This is a genomic window from Citrobacter sp. RHBSTW-00017, from assembly GCF_013797615.1.
Taxonomy (GTDB): Bacteria; Pseudomonadota; Gammaproteobacteria; order Enterobacterales; family Enterobacteriaceae; genus Citrobacter; species Citrobacter braakii.
Map to the genome: position 1 here is coordinate 1570361 of NZ_CP056899.1, position 14981 is coordinate 1585341.

Below are 14981 nucleotides of genomic sequence, written 5' to 3' on the forward strand. Positions count from 1 at the left end.
TTCCTCTGGCGTGACATTTCCTTTCTAAACCCCCGCCTGTCGGGGGTTTTTTATCATTGATGGTGCGATATGGAATCAATCGAACAACAACTGACAGAACTGCGAACCACGCTTCGCCATCATGAGTATCTCTACCATGTGATGGACGCGCCGGAAATTCCCGATGCGGAATACGATCGCCTGATGCGCGAACTGCGCGAGCTGGAAGCGCAGCATCCGGACCTTGTTACCCCCGACTCGCCAACCCAACGCGTTGGCGCCGCGCCGTTAACCGCGTTCAGCCAGATTCGTCATGAAGTGCCGATGCTGTCGCTGGATAACGTGTTTGATGAAGAGAGTTTTCTCGCCTTCAACAAGCGCGTGCAGGATAGGTTAAAGAGTACCGATAAACTGACCTGGTGCTGTGAACTGAAACTGGACGGCCTGGCAGTCAGTATCCTGTATGAAAACGGTGTGCTGGTCAGCGCCGCAACGCGTGGTGATGGCACCACGGGTGAGGATATTACCTCTAACGTGCGCACCATTCGCGCAATCCCGTTAAAACTGCGTGGCGAAAACATCCCTTCACGTCTGGAAGTGCGCGGTGAAGTGTTCCTGCCGCAGGCCGGATTTGAAAAAATTAACGAAGAGGCCCGCCGCACTGGCAACAAAGTGTTTGCTAACCCGCGTAACGCAGCGGCCGGTTCATTGCGCCAGCTCGATCCGCGTATCACAGCGAAGCGACCGCTTACTTTCTTCTGCTATGGCGTTGGTGTGTTGGAAGGCGGCGTGCTGCCAGATACCCATCTGGGCCGCCTGCTGCAATTTAAAGAGTGGGGCCTGCCGGTAAGCGACAGAGTGGCGCTTTGCGACTCCCCGGAGGAAGTACTTGCTTACTATCACAAGGTTGAAGAAGACCGACCAACGCTGGGATTTGATATCGATGGCGTGGTGATCAAAGTCAACTCTATGGCGTTGCAGGAGCAACTGGGCTTTGTTGCCCGCGCGCCGCGCTGGGCTGTGGCCTTTAAGTTCCCGGCGCAGGAGCAGATGACTTTCGTACGCGATGTTGAGTTTCAGGTTGGACGTACCGGGGCGATTACGCCCGTCGCCCGCCTTGAGCCGGTCCAGGTTGCCGGGGTGCTGGTCAGTAACGCAACGCTGCATAACGCTGATGAAATCGAGCGTCTGGGGTTGCGTATTGGCGATAAAGTCGTCATTCGCCGTGCGGGCGATGTCATCCCGCAGGTGGTGAACGTCGTGCTTTCTGAACGCCCGGACGATACCCGCGAAATTGTGTTTCCAGCGCATTGTCCGGTTTGTAACTCTGATGTTGAACGTGTGGAAGGCGAAGCGGTCACTCGCTGCACCGGCGGTTTAATCTGTGGGGCACAGCGTAAGGAATCGCTGAAACACTTTGTTTCCCGCCGCGCGCTCGATGTTGACGGTATGGGCGACAAAATTATCGATCAACTGGTCGAGAAAGAGTATGTCCACACGCCGGCGGATCTTTTCACCCTGACCGCCGGTAAACTGACGGGGCTTGATCGTATGGGGCCGAAGTCGGCGCAAAACGTGGTCAATGCGTTGGAAAAAGCGAAAGAAACCACGTTTGCCCGTTTCCTCTATGCGCTAGGCATTCGTGAAGTCGGCGAAGCCACGGCTGCAGGTCTGGCGGCGTATTTTGGCACGCTCGACGCGCTGGAAGCCGCTTCTATTGAAGAGCTGCAAAAAGTGCCGGATGTCGGCATTGTGGTGGCGACGCACGTGTTTAATTTCTTCGCCGAAGAGAGCAACCGCGAGGTAATTGTTCAACTGCTGGCGCAGGGGATCCACTGGCCAGCGCCGGTGGTCATTAACGCTGAAGAAATCGACAGCCCCTTCGCAGGTAAAACGGTGGTGCTGACCGGGAGCCTGAGCCTGATGTCGCGCGATGACGCCAAAGCGAGACTGACCGAGTTAGGTGCAAAAGTGGCCGGTAGCGTGTCGAAGAAAACCGATCTGGTGATTGCCGGTGAAGCGGCGGGTTCGAAACTGGCAAAAGCACAGGAACTGGGTATTGCCGTGATCGATGAAGCTGAAATGATCCGCTTATTGGGTGCCTGAGATGGAAAAACAGCAGCTGGTTGACATCGCCAATACCGTGATGCCCTTTGGCAAATATAAAGGGCGTCGGTTGATTGATGTCCCGGAAGAGTATCTGCTGTGGTTTGCCCGTAAGGATGAATTCCCGCCGGGCAAGCTTGGCGAGCTGATGCAAATCACGCTGCTGATTAAAACTGAGGGGCTGACGCAACTGGTGCAGCCCCTGAAACGTCCTCTTTAAGCCTTCGCGGCGCGGCTTTTCTGTTGCGCCTGCAATGCGTCCGTCTGTTGCTTGTAGCGACGCGCCAGCACGGCGCACACCATTAGCTGTATTTGATGGAAGATCATCAACGGCAGCACCATCATCCCAATCACCGAAGTCGGGAACAAAATATTTGCCATTGGGATCCCGTTCGCCAGGCTCTTTTTCGAACCGCAGAATACAATCGTGATTTCATCAGCTTTGTTAAAGCCGCATTTGCGCGCAACAAAGACATTTATGCCAATCACGATTGCCAGCAGAATGATGCTGACCACCACGATAAACAGCAGTGAACCCACCCCCACTTTGTGCCAGATCCCGTTAACGACGGCTTCACTGAAGGCGGAGTACACCACCAGCAAAATAGAGGATTGATCCGTTTTCGCGATCCATTTTTTATGTCGAGAAACCCAGTTTCCAATCCACGGGCGTGAAAGGTGACCCAGCACGAACGGCAGCAGCAGCTGCAACATGATTTTTCCCACCTGCTCCAGGCTGCCTTCTGCGCCGTGCATATTCATCACCAGCCCTACCAGCAGCGGCGAGAGAAAAATACCCAGCAGGCTGGAGGCCGAAGCAGAACAAACGGCGGCGGCAACGTTACCGCCCGCCAGCGACGTAAAAGCGATGGCCGACTGCACAGTGGCAGGCAAAATACACAGGTACAGGAAACCGGTGTACAGCATCGGGTCTACGTTGACCGGCGCCCACCAGGCGAACAGAACGCCCAAAACCGGGAAGACAACAAACGTGCTGCACATCACCCACAGATGCAAACGCCAGTGGCTACCACCGGCAATAATGGCTTCACGCGAGAGTTTCGCCCCGTGCATAAAAAACAGCAGGGCAATGGCGGCGGTGGTTAAGCCTTCAAAGAAAGGCACAAAACCACCTTCGGCCGGGAAAAAGGACGCCAGCAAAACAACGGTAATCAGCGTTATCGTGAACGGATCAAGAATACGAAAAAGTTTCATAAAGACTCCTGAAATTCGGTAGCAACATTTTGCTTTTTTCCGTTTGAGAAATAAAATTGATTTATTGCATCCATATATGAATCGAATAGATGAATTACTCTCTGCGTCAGTTGCGTATCTTTGTCACCGTCGCTCAAGCCAAAAGCTTTAGCCGGGCGGGGGATATCATCGGCTTAAGCCAGTCGGCGGTCAGCCATAGTGTAAAAGAGCTGGAAGGGCAGACGGGTGTGCGGTTATTGGACAGAACGACGCGGGAAGTGGTGCTGACGGAGGCCGGACACCAGTTGGCGGCGCGGCTGGAACGTATTCTGGATGAATTGCACAGCACGCTGCGCGAAGCCGGACAGGTAGGAACGCAGTTAACCGGCACGGTGCGGGTTGCCGCCAGCCAGACGATCTCTGCTCATCTTATTCCGCAGTGTATTGCCCAGAGTAATCAGCTTTATCCGGCTATCGATTTTGTGCTGCACGACCGGCCACAGCAGTGGGTGCTGGAGAGTATTCGCCAGGGAGAAGTGGATTTTGGCATTGTGATTGATCCCGGCGCAGTCACCGATTTGCAGTGTGAAGCCGTGCTGTCCGAACCGTTCCTGCTGCTGTGTCGCCAGGATCATCCGTTAGCCCAACGAGAGTGGGTGAACTGGCAGGATTTGTACCACGAACGCCTGGTGCTACAGGATTATGCTTCCGGTAGTCGACCGCTGATCGATGCTGCGCTGGCCCATTTTTCCATTGATGCCAATATCGTTCAGGAGATTGGCCATCCCGCCACGCTGTTTCCGATGGTTGAGGCGGGGATTGGCATCAGCGTGCTGCCCGCGCTGGCGCTCCCCTTACCGCAGGGCAGTCACTTGCAGGTTAAGCGCCTGACGCCGGTTGTTGAACGGCAACTGATGCTGGCCCGACGTAAAAACCGCTCTTTATCAACCGCTGCTCAGGCGCTGTGGGATGTGGTGCGTATGCAGGCCAGTGAATTAACCGCAGCCCGCGCCCGCGATCCGTTGTATCAGTTATAACGCTCACGCTGATGGTTATCAGAGGGGAAATGGTTCTTCTCTGCATAGCAAAAAGGCGCCTTTAGGGCGCCTTTTTACATTGGTGGGTCGTGCAGGATGACTCGCTTCGCTCGCCCTTCGGGCCGTCGCCGTAAACGGCTCCGTTGTCTCACTGCGTTCGACTCGACCTGCTGCAGGTTCGAATCTTATAAATTGCAGATAGCAAAAAGGCGCCTTTAGGGCGCCTTTTTACATTGGTGGGTCGTGCAGGATTCGAACCTGCGACCAATTGATTAAAAGTCAACTGCTCTACCAACTGAGCTAACGACCCGAAGTGGTGGGTGATGACGGGATCGAACCGCCGACCCCCTCCTTGTAAGGGAGGTGCTCTCCCAGCTGAGCTAATCACCCACTTCGGTACTTCACATTTTAACAAGAAATCCAGCTGGCGAGAAAGTGGTGGGTGATGACGGGATCGAACCGCCGACCCCCTCCTTGTAAGGGAGGTGCTCTCCCAGCTGAGCTAATCACCCACTTCTCAATTTCTTGTTTTACACGGCGGAGACTACATAAAGTAGTTGGTGGGTGATGACGGGTTCGAACCGCCGACCCCCTCCTTGTAAGGGAGGTGCTCTCCCAGCTGAGCTAATCACCCCCGCTGTGTGGAGTCGCATTATAGGGAGAGTTGAAAATGAGTCAACGCATTTTCTAAAGAAATTGTTCGTTCGTCGTAAATTTAAACAAAACGATCGCAAAACAATCCGTGCGGCATGATTTGTATACGAAAATGGCAAAGCGTAATGTTCCAACCTGAACAACATTGAGGAATCAGACCACGGTGATAGAATACGAGCCTGATAATCTTCCCTGGATTTGCCGGTTGTCGGCATCTTTATAAACGTAAGGCCATTTCATGAAAATCAAAACTCGCTTCGCGCCAAGCCCGACAGGCTACCTGCACGTCGGCGGTGCGCGTACTGCTCTTTATTCCTGGCTTTTTGCACGCAACCATGGCGGTGAGTTTGTGCTGCGTATTGAAGACACCGATCTCGAACGCTCCACTCCGGAAGCTATTGAAGCCATTATGGATGGCATGAACTGGCTGAATCTGGAATGGGATGAAGGCCCGTACTTCCAGACCAAACGTTTTGATCGCTACAACGCGGTGATTGATGAAATGCTGGAAGCAGGCACCGCATATAAATGCTACTGCTCTAAAGAGCGTCTGGACGCGCTGCGAGAAGAGCAGATGGCGAACGGTGAGAAGCCGCGTTACGACGGCCGATGCCGCCACGGCCACGAGCATCATGCCGCTGATGAACCTTGCGTGGTACGTTTTGCCAACCCGCAGGACGGTTCCGTTATTTTTGACGACCAGATCCGTGGGCCGATCGAATTCAGCAACCAGGAGCTGGATGATTTGATCATTCGCCGTACCGACGGTTCCCCGACCTACAACTTCTGCGTTGTTGTCGACGACTGGGATATGGAAATCACCCACGTTATTCGTGGTGAAGACCATATCAACAACACTCCGCGTCAGATCAATATCCTGAAAGCGCTGAACGCGCCGGTGCCAGTTTACGCACACGTTTCAATGATCAACGGTGACGATGGTAAAAAACTCTCCAAACGTCACGGTGCGGTCAGCGTTATGCAATACCGCGACGACGGTTACCTGCCGGAAGCGCTGCTGAACTATCTGGTGCGTCTGGGTTGGTCCAGTGGCGATCAGGAAATTTTCACCCGTGAAGAGATGATCAAACTGTTCTCCCTCGGTGCGGTGAGCAAGTCTGCGAGTGCGTTTAACACTGAAAAACTGCAGTGGCTGAACCATCACTATATTAATGCGCTGGCGCCGGAATATGTAGCAACCCATCTGCAATGGCACATTGAGCAGGAAAATATCGATACCCGCGTAGGCCCGCAGCTGTCAGAGCTGGTTAAACTGCTCGGTGAGCGCTGCAAAACGCTGAAAGAGATGGCACAGAGCTGCCGCTATTTCTACGAAGACTTTGCCGAGTTCGACGCTGATGCAGCGAAGAAACACCTGCGCCCGGTTGCGCGTCAGCCGCTGGAAGTGGTTCGCGACAAGCTGGCTGCGATTAGCGAGTGGACGGCAGAAAATGTGCACCATGCGATTCAGGCAACGGCTGATGAGCTGGAAGTTGGTATGGGTAAAGTCGGGATGCCGCTGCGCGTAGCCGTTACCGGCGCGGGTCAGTCCCCGGCGTTAGACGTTACGGTGCATGCGATTGGTAAATCCCGCAGCATTGAGCGTATTAATAAAGCGCTGGCGTTTATTGCTGAGCGTGAAAGCCAGCAATAAGACTGATTGACCGATGAAATAACGGCAGGAGCGTATCCTGCCGTTTTTTTGCCTGTTATTCAGACTCATCAATACCCAAACGAGTAAGAAAAGTGCGAATACCTTCGCGCGAAATATACATCGCCAGCTTTTCTTGTTCCGTTGGGGACATGTTGTCCAGTGCGCTAATTATCTGGCGGCACGCGTGGCTGCGTACTACGTGGGTGTATTCTGCCAGCGGTTCTTCAGCCTGATAAACTTCAGGAACTTTGCGAAAAGCGGGAATATTGAGCAGAAACGCGCGGACGCTGGAGTCAATATGAATCAGTCTGGCACGACCACCTTTAACGCCGGGAAACTTTTCGGTAGTCCAGTTTTGTTCTCTGATCCAACGATTGACGGTTTGTTTGGCAACCCCGAGACATTCCGCCAGCTCTTCGGTCGTCATTTTGCTGCGTAATTTTTTCATATTATTTGTTTTCGCGGATCCCTAAACGCTGTAATAAACCCGTAATGCCTTCACGCAGGATCAGTGAGGTAAACATTTTCTGTTCTGTCGGCGTCATTTCTTTAGCGAGCCTAATCAGCAGCGCTTCAACGGAGGTATCGCCGGATAACGATAAGTTATCTGATAAACCTTCGGCTGAACGCTCAGTGCTGCGAATGTATTCACGAACTTGTTCGGTGACGTGAACCAGCCGGGCTTTACCGCCCTGAACGCCTGGTTTTGGTGATGTCGCCCAACCTTCTTTGCGTACCCATTTATTGATGGTCTGTCGGCTGTATCCGGTCAGATTAGCAAGTTCTTCTGGCGTCATCCGTTCCTTGAACATAACGATTCCCTGAATAGTCGTGGGGTTAATTAGTGGTTCATTTTATAGCACCATTTTAGTAGAAACCGTGACGCGTTTAACTACTGAATGCGAGTTGTTACGCAATGTTCTTCATTTGACTGCTTTTTCAGCGATTGAATTCTATGAGTTAATTTTGCCGTTGACACACGCGAAGGGAATTCATATGATGCCGCCCGTCAACTCGACAAGCTTTACGTAATGGGGCTATAGCTCAGCTGGGAGAGCGCTTGCATGGCATGCAAGAGGTCAGCGGTTCGATCCCGCTTAGCTCCACCAAATTTAATCCCAATGAATTTGGTACGTACGTAAAAGCATCGTGGGGCTATAGCTCAGCTGGGAGAGCGCTTGCATGGCATGCAAGAGGTCAGCGGTTCGATCCCGCTTAGCTCCACCAAAATTTAAACCCTCGCTGAAAAGCGGGGGTTTTTTGTTTCTGCATCCTGCCAGTTCTTACTCTTTATCTCTTTGGTTTGCTGAATCGCAGGCATAAAAAAACCGGGGAGAATATGAATCTCCCCGGTCTTATCACTGCGATGTTGTCTTACGCTTACAGCACCAGTGCGGCGATAGATGCAGACAGTACGCTCACCAGCGTAGAGCCGTACACCAGCTTCAGACCAAAGCGAGAAACCACGTTACCTTGCTCTTCGTTCAGGCCTTTAATCGCACCGGCGATAATACCGATGGAAGAGAAGTTAGCGAAGGAAACCAGGAACACGGACAGGATGCCTTCTGCGCGCGGGGAGAGCGTAGCGGCGATTTTCTGCAGATCCATCATCGCAACGAACTCGTTGGAAACCAGTTTAGTCGCCATGATACTGCCCACCTGCAGCGCTTCGCTGGACGGCACACCCATTACCCATGCAACCGGGTAGAAGATGTAACCCAGGATGCCCTGGAAGGAGATGCTGTAGCCAAACCAACCGGTCACGGTGGCGAACAGGGCGTTCAGGGCAGCGATCAGTGCGATGAAACCAATCAGCATCGCCGCAACGATAATTGCCACTTTGAAACCAGCCAGAATGTATTCACCCAGCATTTCGAAGAAACTCTGGCCTTCGTGCAGGTTAGACATCTGGATATTTTCTTCGCTGGCATCAACGCGGTAAGGGTTGATCAGCGACAGCACGATAAAGGTGCTGAACATGTTCAGAACCAGCGCCGCAACCACGTACTTCGGCTCAAGCATGGTCATGTACGCGCCGACGATAGACATGGAAACGGTCGACATCGCCGTTGCTGCCATGGTGTACATACGGTTGCGAGACATTTTGCCGAGAATATCTTTATAGGCGATAAAGTTCTCAGACTGACCCAGGATCAGAGAGCTGACGGCGTTGAAGGATTCCAGTTTGCCCATACCGTTTACTTTGGATAACAGGAAACCAATCGCGCGGATGATTACCGGCAGTACGCGGATATGCTGCAAAATACCGATCAGGGCGGAGATGAAGACGATCGGGCAAAGCACTTTCAGGAAGAAGAATGCCAGGCCTTTATCGTTCATGCTACCAAAGACAAAGTTTGTCCCTTCATTAGCAAACCCGAGCAGTTTCTCAAACATCTCGGAGAAGCCTCTCACGAAGCCCAGACCGACATCAGAGTTCAGGAAGAACCATGCCAGTAACACTTCGATAACAAGCAATTGAATAACATAACGAATGCGGATTTTTTTACGGTCACTGCTTACCAGCAGTGCGAGTACCGCAACCACGGCAAGGGCCAGGACAAAATGAAGAACGCGGTCCATATTTGCTCCAAATATGAGGCAGGTTTAGTTTTCGTGCACATTCTATGTAACAACCATAAAGAAAACGAGATCAAACACACACTATAATAAGGACCTGTGACGAGATTCAAAATTAGTGATCGGTGATACACTTCCGTTATGTTTAGTATGGAAGTGAAAAGTTATGTCATTGTGCTATTCTCATAACAATAATTAAACATCTCGCCAGTATTTCCAGAATCCTTATCGATCCATAGACAAACGCTATCAGAGAAATCAACGTCACCCATTAAAATGAATTTGATAATCATTCTCAGTAGGCGTAGCTTGAAACATAGCAAAGGCTATGTTTCTGAGGCACTAAAATGACTAACGATCGCGTTGAGAGTAGCAGTGGGCGGGCAGCGCGCAAGTTGAAGCTCGCATTAATGGGACCTGCGTTCATTGCGGCGATCGGCTATATCGATCCGGGTAATTTCGCCACCAATATCCAGGCAGGGGCCAGCTTTGGTTATCAATTGCTGTGGGTGGTGGTCTGGGCAAACCTGATGGCGATGCTGATTCAGGTGCTGTCGGCAAAACTCGGCATTGCTACGGGTAAAAACCTGGCGGAGCAAATTCGCGATCATTATCCTCGCCCGGTGGTGTGGTTCTACTGGGTGCAGGCAGAAATTATCGCTATGGCAACAGACCTTGCTGAGTTTATTGGCGCTGCGATTGGCTTCAAACTGATCCTCGGTGTTTCCTTATTGCAAGGGGCCGTACTCACCGGTATCGCGACGTTCTTAATTCTGATGCTGCAGCGTCGCGGTCAAAAACCGCTGGAAAAGGTGATTGGCGGCCTGCTGCTGTTTGTGGCCGCGGCTTACATTGTGGAGCTGGTTTTTTCCCAACCGAACTTCGCGCAGCTTAGTAAGGGAATGGTGATCCCAAGCCTGCCTAATTCCGAAGCGGTGTTCCTGGCCGCTGGGGTGCTCGGTGCGACTATCATGCCGCACGTTATTTATCTGCACTCTTCCTTAACTCAGCATTTGCACGGCGGAACACGCCAACAGCGCTATGCGGCCACTAAATGGGATGTGGCTATCGCCATGACGATTGCCGGATTTGTCAATCTGGCGATGATGGCGACGGCTGCCGCCGCATTTCATTTTAGCGGGCATACCGGTATTGCCGATCTCGATCAGGCGTATCTGACCCTTGAACCGTTGTTGAGTCACGCTGCAGCGATGGTGTTTGGTTTAAGCCTGGTGGCTGCGGGACTCTCTTCTACCGTGGTCGGTACGCTGGCGGGGCAGGTGGTGATGCAAGGGTTTATCCGTTTTCACATTCCGCTATGGGTACGCCGTACCGTCACTATGATGCCATCATTTATTGTGATTCTAATGGGATTGGATCCGACCCGTATTCTGGTGATGAGTCAGGTGTTGCTCAGTTTTGGTATCGCGCTGGCGCTGGTGCCGCTGCTGATCTTCACCAGCGACAGTAAGCTGATGGGGGATCTGGTCAATCGTCGTTGCGTTAAACAGATTGGCTGGGTCATTGTGATACTGGTCGTGGCGCTCAATCTCTGGCTACTGGCCGGCACGGCGATGGGGCTATAATCAACCGTGACTCGCGACGGGTCACGGTTTTAATTGAGGTTTTCCTCTATTATGTGCCCTGCATAATTAACTGGCAGGCGTTCATGAATCACTTTGATCTCTCTTTCCTGAAATATCTCCAGGACAACAGTCCGCTCCCCGTTGAAGAGGCCGTCGAGCGTTTCGGTAAAACGCTCTCCACGCTAAAACGGACAATGAAAGAGCTCAATGAACTTCTGCCAGAAAATGTCCAGCTACATCAGGATAATCAGTTTATTACCACCCGGATTGGCTACAGCGAATACCGACAGTTTTTAGCGCGCGTCCAGTTTAATCGCTATATCACTACGGCAGAAGAGAGGGTGAAGGATCTCTTTGTGGCGCTCTGTTTGCACGATGTGGTGAATAAAAATGATTATTACAAAAAATTTTATGTCAGTGCGGGAACGGTAAAAAATGATAATCCCGTCATGATGAGCCTGGTGCAGGAACGCGATCTGATTGTGCAAAGTATCCCGCGTAAGGGCTCCCGGCTTGCGGGGGATGAGTTCCAGCTGCGGCTGGCGGCGTGCATGACGATACTAAAAACGGTTGAAATTGGTGAGGATCACCGACTTATCGCCCACCAGGCCAATGAGCCGACAGGCCGTTCGATTGCCGAACAGTTTCTTCATGAGTGTGCTGCACAGATAAACCAGGCGGTAGACTATTACGAAGAGAAAATCAGTCCGGTCATCGCCCTGGGATATAACGGCAGAAAATACTTACTGGTCTATCTTAGCCTTGCTCTGCACCGTATCCGCAGGGGACACAGAATTACGGAGAGTTCGGCGGCTGAGTTTTTGACAACCTTTCCTTATGGCGTATTGCCTGATGCGGATGAAAATATCTGTCTGGATCTGCTGATTGCTTCACTGACGTTTACTCATCGCCCCTTCACATTATACGACGCCCGGCTGGTCTCTTACGTTAAGCGCACCTGTCACGCTTTAGCCGGATGTCTGGAGAACACCATTCACAATCAGCACGCCTGGTTTGCAGAGATTTATAATTTTATCTATGCCGCCATCATCCAGAATAAATTTCATCTCTGGTTCGATGATAAAAAGCTCCATGATGTCCAGCGACGCTATCCTGAGCTATGGGAACATGTCCAGTATGCGGTGAAAGAGATTGAACATCACTGGCAAACGACCTTTTCTGCTATTCATCTGGCAACCCTGGTGCTGATTATCAAAAAGTATGCGCTCAAAAATCGGGTGTTGGCGATAAGAAAAAGCGGGTCATTATTGTGACGAACTCGTCAGAGAGTAAGGTCGGCTATTTTAAAGAGATGCTTTTCTCCCGCTTCCATATTGAAATCCCCGCCTGCATCAACATCAATGAGATTGCGCGGCTTCAGCAGCTCGAATTCGACCTGCTGATTACCTTTACAAACAAGATATCGAGTCATCTCCGCTACGCCGGGCTGGATTATGTCAAAGTGAATTTCTGGCTCACGCAGGACGATCTCCTGTTATTACGCGAAAATGGACTTCCCTCCGCGCGCAAAAAAATACCTGCTGAGGACTTTATTCAGCAGGTTCAGGGAATGAGCCAGGAGGCGTTAAAAATTTTTCTTGATACGCATTACAGTGATATTTTTATTTAGCCAGAGGTTGCGAAACGCCGCGACACCAGACGGCTTCCAGGTTTAACTCTGCACCCAACACGAGAATATCGGCATCTTTTCCTGACGTCAGGCTGCCTTTTCTCGCGTCAACACCCGCCAGGATTGCCGGATTAAGGCAGGCAATCTGCGCGGCTGAAACCCAGCCTTTTTCCAGCCTGTCGACCACATTTTTCACGGAGTCCAGAAAGCTCATCTCCAGTTTGCACACTTCGGACCACTCCGTGGGTGAAACCGTTCGGGTCTTTCCGCTGTGGTCGGTGATTTCAAGACAATGATTGTGAATGCGAAACGTCTCCTGGCGCAGGTAATGGTGGAATTCAGATCCTTCGGGAAAATCCACATATCCCAGACAATCGCTGACCATGACCAACCGGCGATCTTTTTTCAACCGATAGAGAATGTCGAACACTTCTGGTCGCAACGTAATCCCGCTCTGCTTTGCCACCTCGGCATACGTATTCTGATGGTACATCAGCGCCCCCACCACGCCAGGCTCCCGGTGATGCAGCCCGCGCATGGCGCTAAAGGCATGGGTAAAGTGGGTTAAACCGGCTTCAATGGCGAGGGTGGTTTCATCAAAGGTGGCGTCGGTATGACCGGCTGACACGGTGACGCCTGACTGGCGTAAATAGCGGATTAGCGCCAGGGCGCCCGGCAGTTCGGGTGCGAGCGTCATCAGACGGATATTTCCCCTCGCGGCGTGCTGATAGCGTTTGAACCCTTCGATATCGGGTGGTTGGATTGCGTCCTTGCTCTGCATTCCGCTGTATGCAGGGTTAATAAAGGGGCCTTCCATATGAATACCCACCGCTTCGGCACCATCTTCCGCTTTTGCGTCTGCAATCCAGTCCGCGGCGGTGGAAAGACTCTCCAGCAAGAACGTTTCCGGCTGGGTGGCTGATGTTGCAAGCCACGCGGTAACCCCGGCGTTAACCAGATCCCGGCTCATCGCCTGCAAAGAACGGCGTTCACCTCTCCAGGCAAACGACCCTCTCCCCCAGCCGTGAACGTGAATATCCACAAAACCGGGCATCAGGATGGCATGGCGATAATCGACGATTTTCCCTCGTGGCGTACTGTCGAGGCCAGAAATACGCCCGCTTTCAATATGCAGATAGCCGCTTTCGATTCCATTCGGGGTGACAATGCGTTCACTTGCCAGAGAAAGCAGGGGATCAGCCATTGTCTTTCTCCCATACGCGAGCGGCCGTTTCCTCGGCGATTTCTGCGCAAAGGCCGATGTAGTGAGCAGGATCCAGCAGCGTATTAATTTCTGAGTCGCTAAAGTGCTGGCGAATAAGAGGGTCATCACGCAGCACATCAGCGTAGGGGATGCCTTCATGCGTGCTGCGCATTGCCAGTTGGTAGACGCGTTCATGTGCGGCATCTTTGCCCAGCCTTTCCACCAGCTGCATCATGATTTTTTCGCTATTAATAAGACCATGCGTTAACTGCACATTCTGGCGCATACGCCCAGGATTGATGACCAGCGTTCGCGTCAACTCTTCGGCTCGCATCACAATCTCAGCCATTAGCTCCATACTCTCCTGGATATTACCGTCAAAGATAAAGTAAGCGGAGCTGTCTGCTTCGAAGGGACGTGGGCTGACATACAGGCAGGAGGTCATTACTGAGTACAATTTCTGCGCGTTAGCGATGATCCCCTTCGCCAGTTTAGGATTCACTTTTTGCGGCATGGTGCTGCTGCCAACGGTGCCTTTAGTGAAGGCTTCTGAAACTTCGGCAAACTCTTCGCTTGAGGTCTGATAAACCTCTTCGGCTATTTTGTGTAACGTCGTCGCCAGCAGGCACAAATTACTAATGTATTCAGTGCGGTAAATGCGCGAGTTGCGGGAGGGAATCGCCATTGAATGCATTCCCAGCTTTTGGGCAACGCTATCCTGAACCCGGCGGCCGGTTTCACCGGTTGCGTGGAAGGCGCCCACGGCTCCCCCCATCATCACGGTAAAGACGCGTTTTTCCGCTTCCTGCATGCGCTGCCGGGCGCTCAGTAACTCATCAATCCACACGGCGGCTTTATAGCCCCAGGTGATGGGCAGCGCGTGCTTACCGTGGGTACGTCCGGCCATAATCGTTGCTTTATGGTCAGATGCCATCTTTGCCAGGTTACGCAGAATATCGTCCACAAAACCCTGCATGATGGTATCGAACTGCTTTGCCAGATAAAGCTGTGCTGTTTGCTGAATATTCTGCGTGGTGACGCCGTAATGCACGTATTTTCCGCTTTCACTGTCACAGGCTTTGACCAGCACTTTGATGACCGGAACGAAGCCGTGACCAATCTCGCGCAGCAGGCGTTCCATTTCCGTCAGGTCAATCTTATCCACGTGGCAGTTAGCGGTAATATTGACTGCGGCGCTGGCGGGGATCATGCCGTGTCCGGCCTGTGCCTGAGCCAGGGCGGCTTCAACATCGAGCCATGACTGTATCCGCGCTGGCTGCGCGAGCAGAGATTTCATTCCTCGATCGTCGATCGTTTTGCTTTTTGAATCATACAGTGCACGCATTACTATCTCCTT

The 14981-nt window shown here is 52.1% G+C and carries 13 protein-coding genes, 6 tRNA genes and 1 other RNA gene; 9 read left to right on the top strand and 11 right to left on the bottom strand.

Translation table 11 applies throughout. From position 1 onward, the window contains the following. Positions 1 to 69: 69 nt before the first annotated feature. Both ligA and HV037_RS07555 read left to right on the top strand, forming a co-directional pair. Positions 70 to 2085: an NAD-dependent DNA ligase LigA gene (gene ligA, locus HV037_RS07550; protein ID WP_019077345.1), complete on the top strand. Its 2016-nt coding sequence runs from the start codon at positions 70 to 72 to the stop codon at positions 2083 to 2085. Position 2086: 1 nt separating this feature from the next. Beyond that, complete coding sequence (locus HV037_RS07555) at positions 2087 to 2305, top strand: DUF3820 family protein (RefSeq protein WP_019077344.1); 219 nt, start codon at positions 2087 to 2089, stop codon at positions 2303 to 2305. Here the strand turns inward: HV037_RS07555 and HV037_RS07560 are convergent. Continuing rightward, entirely contained in the window at positions 2302 to 3300 is a 999-nt protein-coding gene (locus HV037_RS07560; protein ID WP_016153920.1) for a bile acid:sodium symporter family protein, read from the bottom strand. The two genes, HV037_RS07555 and HV037_RS07560, sit on opposite strands and share 4 nt — an antisense overlap. 89 nt (positions 3301 to 3389) lie before the next feature. Between HV037_RS07560 and HV037_RS07565 the strand changes: the two genes are divergently transcribed. Continuing rightward, positions 3390 to 4316: a LysR family transcriptional regulator gene (locus HV037_RS07565; protein ID WP_016153919.1), complete on the top strand. Its 927-nt coding sequence runs from the start codon at positions 3390 to 3392 to the stop codon at positions 4314 to 4316. A gap of 80 nt (positions 4317 to 4396) precedes the next feature. Here the strand turns inward: HV037_RS07565 and HV037_RS07570 are convergent. From HV037_RS07570 to HV037_RS07590, 5 genes are all read right to left on the bottom strand, one after another. After that, positions 4397 to 4521, bottom strand: a non-coding RNA gene (locus HV037_RS07570) — RtT sRNA. Between the two features lie 29 nt (positions 4522 to 4550). Beyond that, a tRNA-Lys gene (locus HV037_RS07575) sits at positions 4551 to 4626 on the bottom strand. 4 nt (positions 4627 to 4630) lie between these two features. After that, a tRNA-Val gene (locus tag HV037_RS07580) sits at positions 4631 to 4706 on the bottom strand. A 46-nt stretch (positions 4707 to 4752) separates the two neighbouring features. After that, positions 4753 to 4828, bottom strand: a tRNA-Val gene (locus HV037_RS07585). Positions 4829 to 4874: 46 nt separating this feature from the next. Next, positions 4875 to 4950: transfer RNA gene (locus HV037_RS07590), tRNA-Val, on the bottom strand. Positions 4951 to 5208: 258 nt separating this feature from the next. Between HV037_RS07590 and gltX the strand changes: the two genes are divergently transcribed. Then, complete coding sequence (gltX, locus tag HV037_RS07595) at positions 5209 to 6624, top strand: glutamate--tRNA ligase (protein WP_005130009.1); 1416 nt, start codon at positions 5209 to 5211, stop codon at positions 6622 to 6624. 55 nt (positions 6625 to 6679) lie between these two features. Here the strand turns inward: gltX and HV037_RS07600 are convergent, their stop codons facing one another. Both HV037_RS07600 and HV037_RS07605 read right to left on the bottom strand, forming a co-directional pair. Further along, positions 6680 to 7072 carry a YfeC-like transcriptional regulator gene (locus tag HV037_RS07600; protein WP_016153914.1) on the bottom strand — a complete coding sequence of 131 codons (393 nt, stop codon included), beginning with the start codon at positions 7070 to 7072 and terminating at the stop codon, positions 6680 to 6682. A 1-nt stretch (position 7073) separates the two neighbouring features. After that, a complete protein-coding gene (locus HV037_RS07605) occupies positions 7074 to 7436 on the bottom strand; it encodes a YfeC-like transcriptional regulator (protein WP_103284093.1) in 363 nt (120 codons plus the stop codon). Between the two features lie 221 nt (positions 7437 to 7657). Between HV037_RS07605 and HV037_RS07610 the strand changes: the two genes are divergently transcribed. Both HV037_RS07610 and HV037_RS07615 read left to right on the top strand, forming a co-directional pair. Further along, a tRNA-Ala gene (locus tag HV037_RS07610) sits at positions 7658 to 7733 on the top strand. Positions 7734 to 7775: 42 nt separating this feature from the next. Further along, positions 7776 to 7851 (top strand) — tRNA-Ala (locus HV037_RS07615). Between the two features lie 153 nt (positions 7852 to 8004). Here HV037_RS07615 and nupC read toward each other — a convergent pair. Continuing rightward, positions 8005 to 9207, bottom strand: a complete 1203-nt coding sequence (nupC, locus tag HV037_RS07620) for a nucleoside permease NupC (RefSeq protein WP_016153912.1) — start codon at positions 9205 to 9207, stop codon at positions 8005 to 8007. Between the two features lie 344 nt (positions 9208 to 9551). Between nupC and HV037_RS07625 the strand changes: the two genes are divergently transcribed. The 3 genes from HV037_RS07625 (at position 9552) to HV037_RS24530 (ending at position 12420) form a co-directional block, all read left to right on the top strand. Beyond that, positions 9552 to 10790: an Nramp family divalent metal transporter gene (locus tag HV037_RS07625; protein WP_103284092.1), complete on the top strand. Its 1239-nt coding sequence runs from the start codon at positions 9552 to 9554 to the stop codon at positions 10788 to 10790. Positions 10791 to 10873: 83 nt separating this feature from the next. Continuing rightward, a complete protein-coding gene (locus HV037_RS07630; protein ID WP_233896632.1) occupies positions 10874 to 12064 on the top strand; it encodes a hypothetical protein in 1191 nt (396 codons plus the stop codon). Next, positions 12061 to 12420: a hypothetical protein gene (locus HV037_RS24530; protein WP_233896630.1), complete on the top strand. Its 360-nt coding sequence runs from the start codon at positions 12061 to 12063 to the stop codon at positions 12418 to 12420. The genes HV037_RS07630 and HV037_RS24530 overlap by 4 nt, the downstream gene beginning before the upstream one ends. Here the strand turns inward: HV037_RS24530 and HV037_RS07635 are convergent. Both HV037_RS07635 and HV037_RS07640 read right to left on the bottom strand, forming a co-directional pair. Then, a complete protein-coding gene (locus HV037_RS07635) occupies positions 12413 to 13624 on the bottom strand; it encodes an amidohydrolase family protein (RefSeq protein ID WP_103284091.1) in 1212 nt (403 codons plus the stop codon). The genes HV037_RS24530 and HV037_RS07635 overlap by 8 nt on opposite strands. Beyond that, positions 13617 to 14969: an adenylosuccinate lyase family protein gene (locus tag HV037_RS07640; protein ID WP_103284090.1), complete on the bottom strand. Its 1353-nt coding sequence runs from the start codon at positions 14967 to 14969 to the stop codon at positions 13617 to 13619. Before HV037_RS07640 ends, HV037_RS07635 begins: the two co-directional genes overlap by 8 nt. Positions 14970 to 14981: the final 12 nt, after the last annotated feature.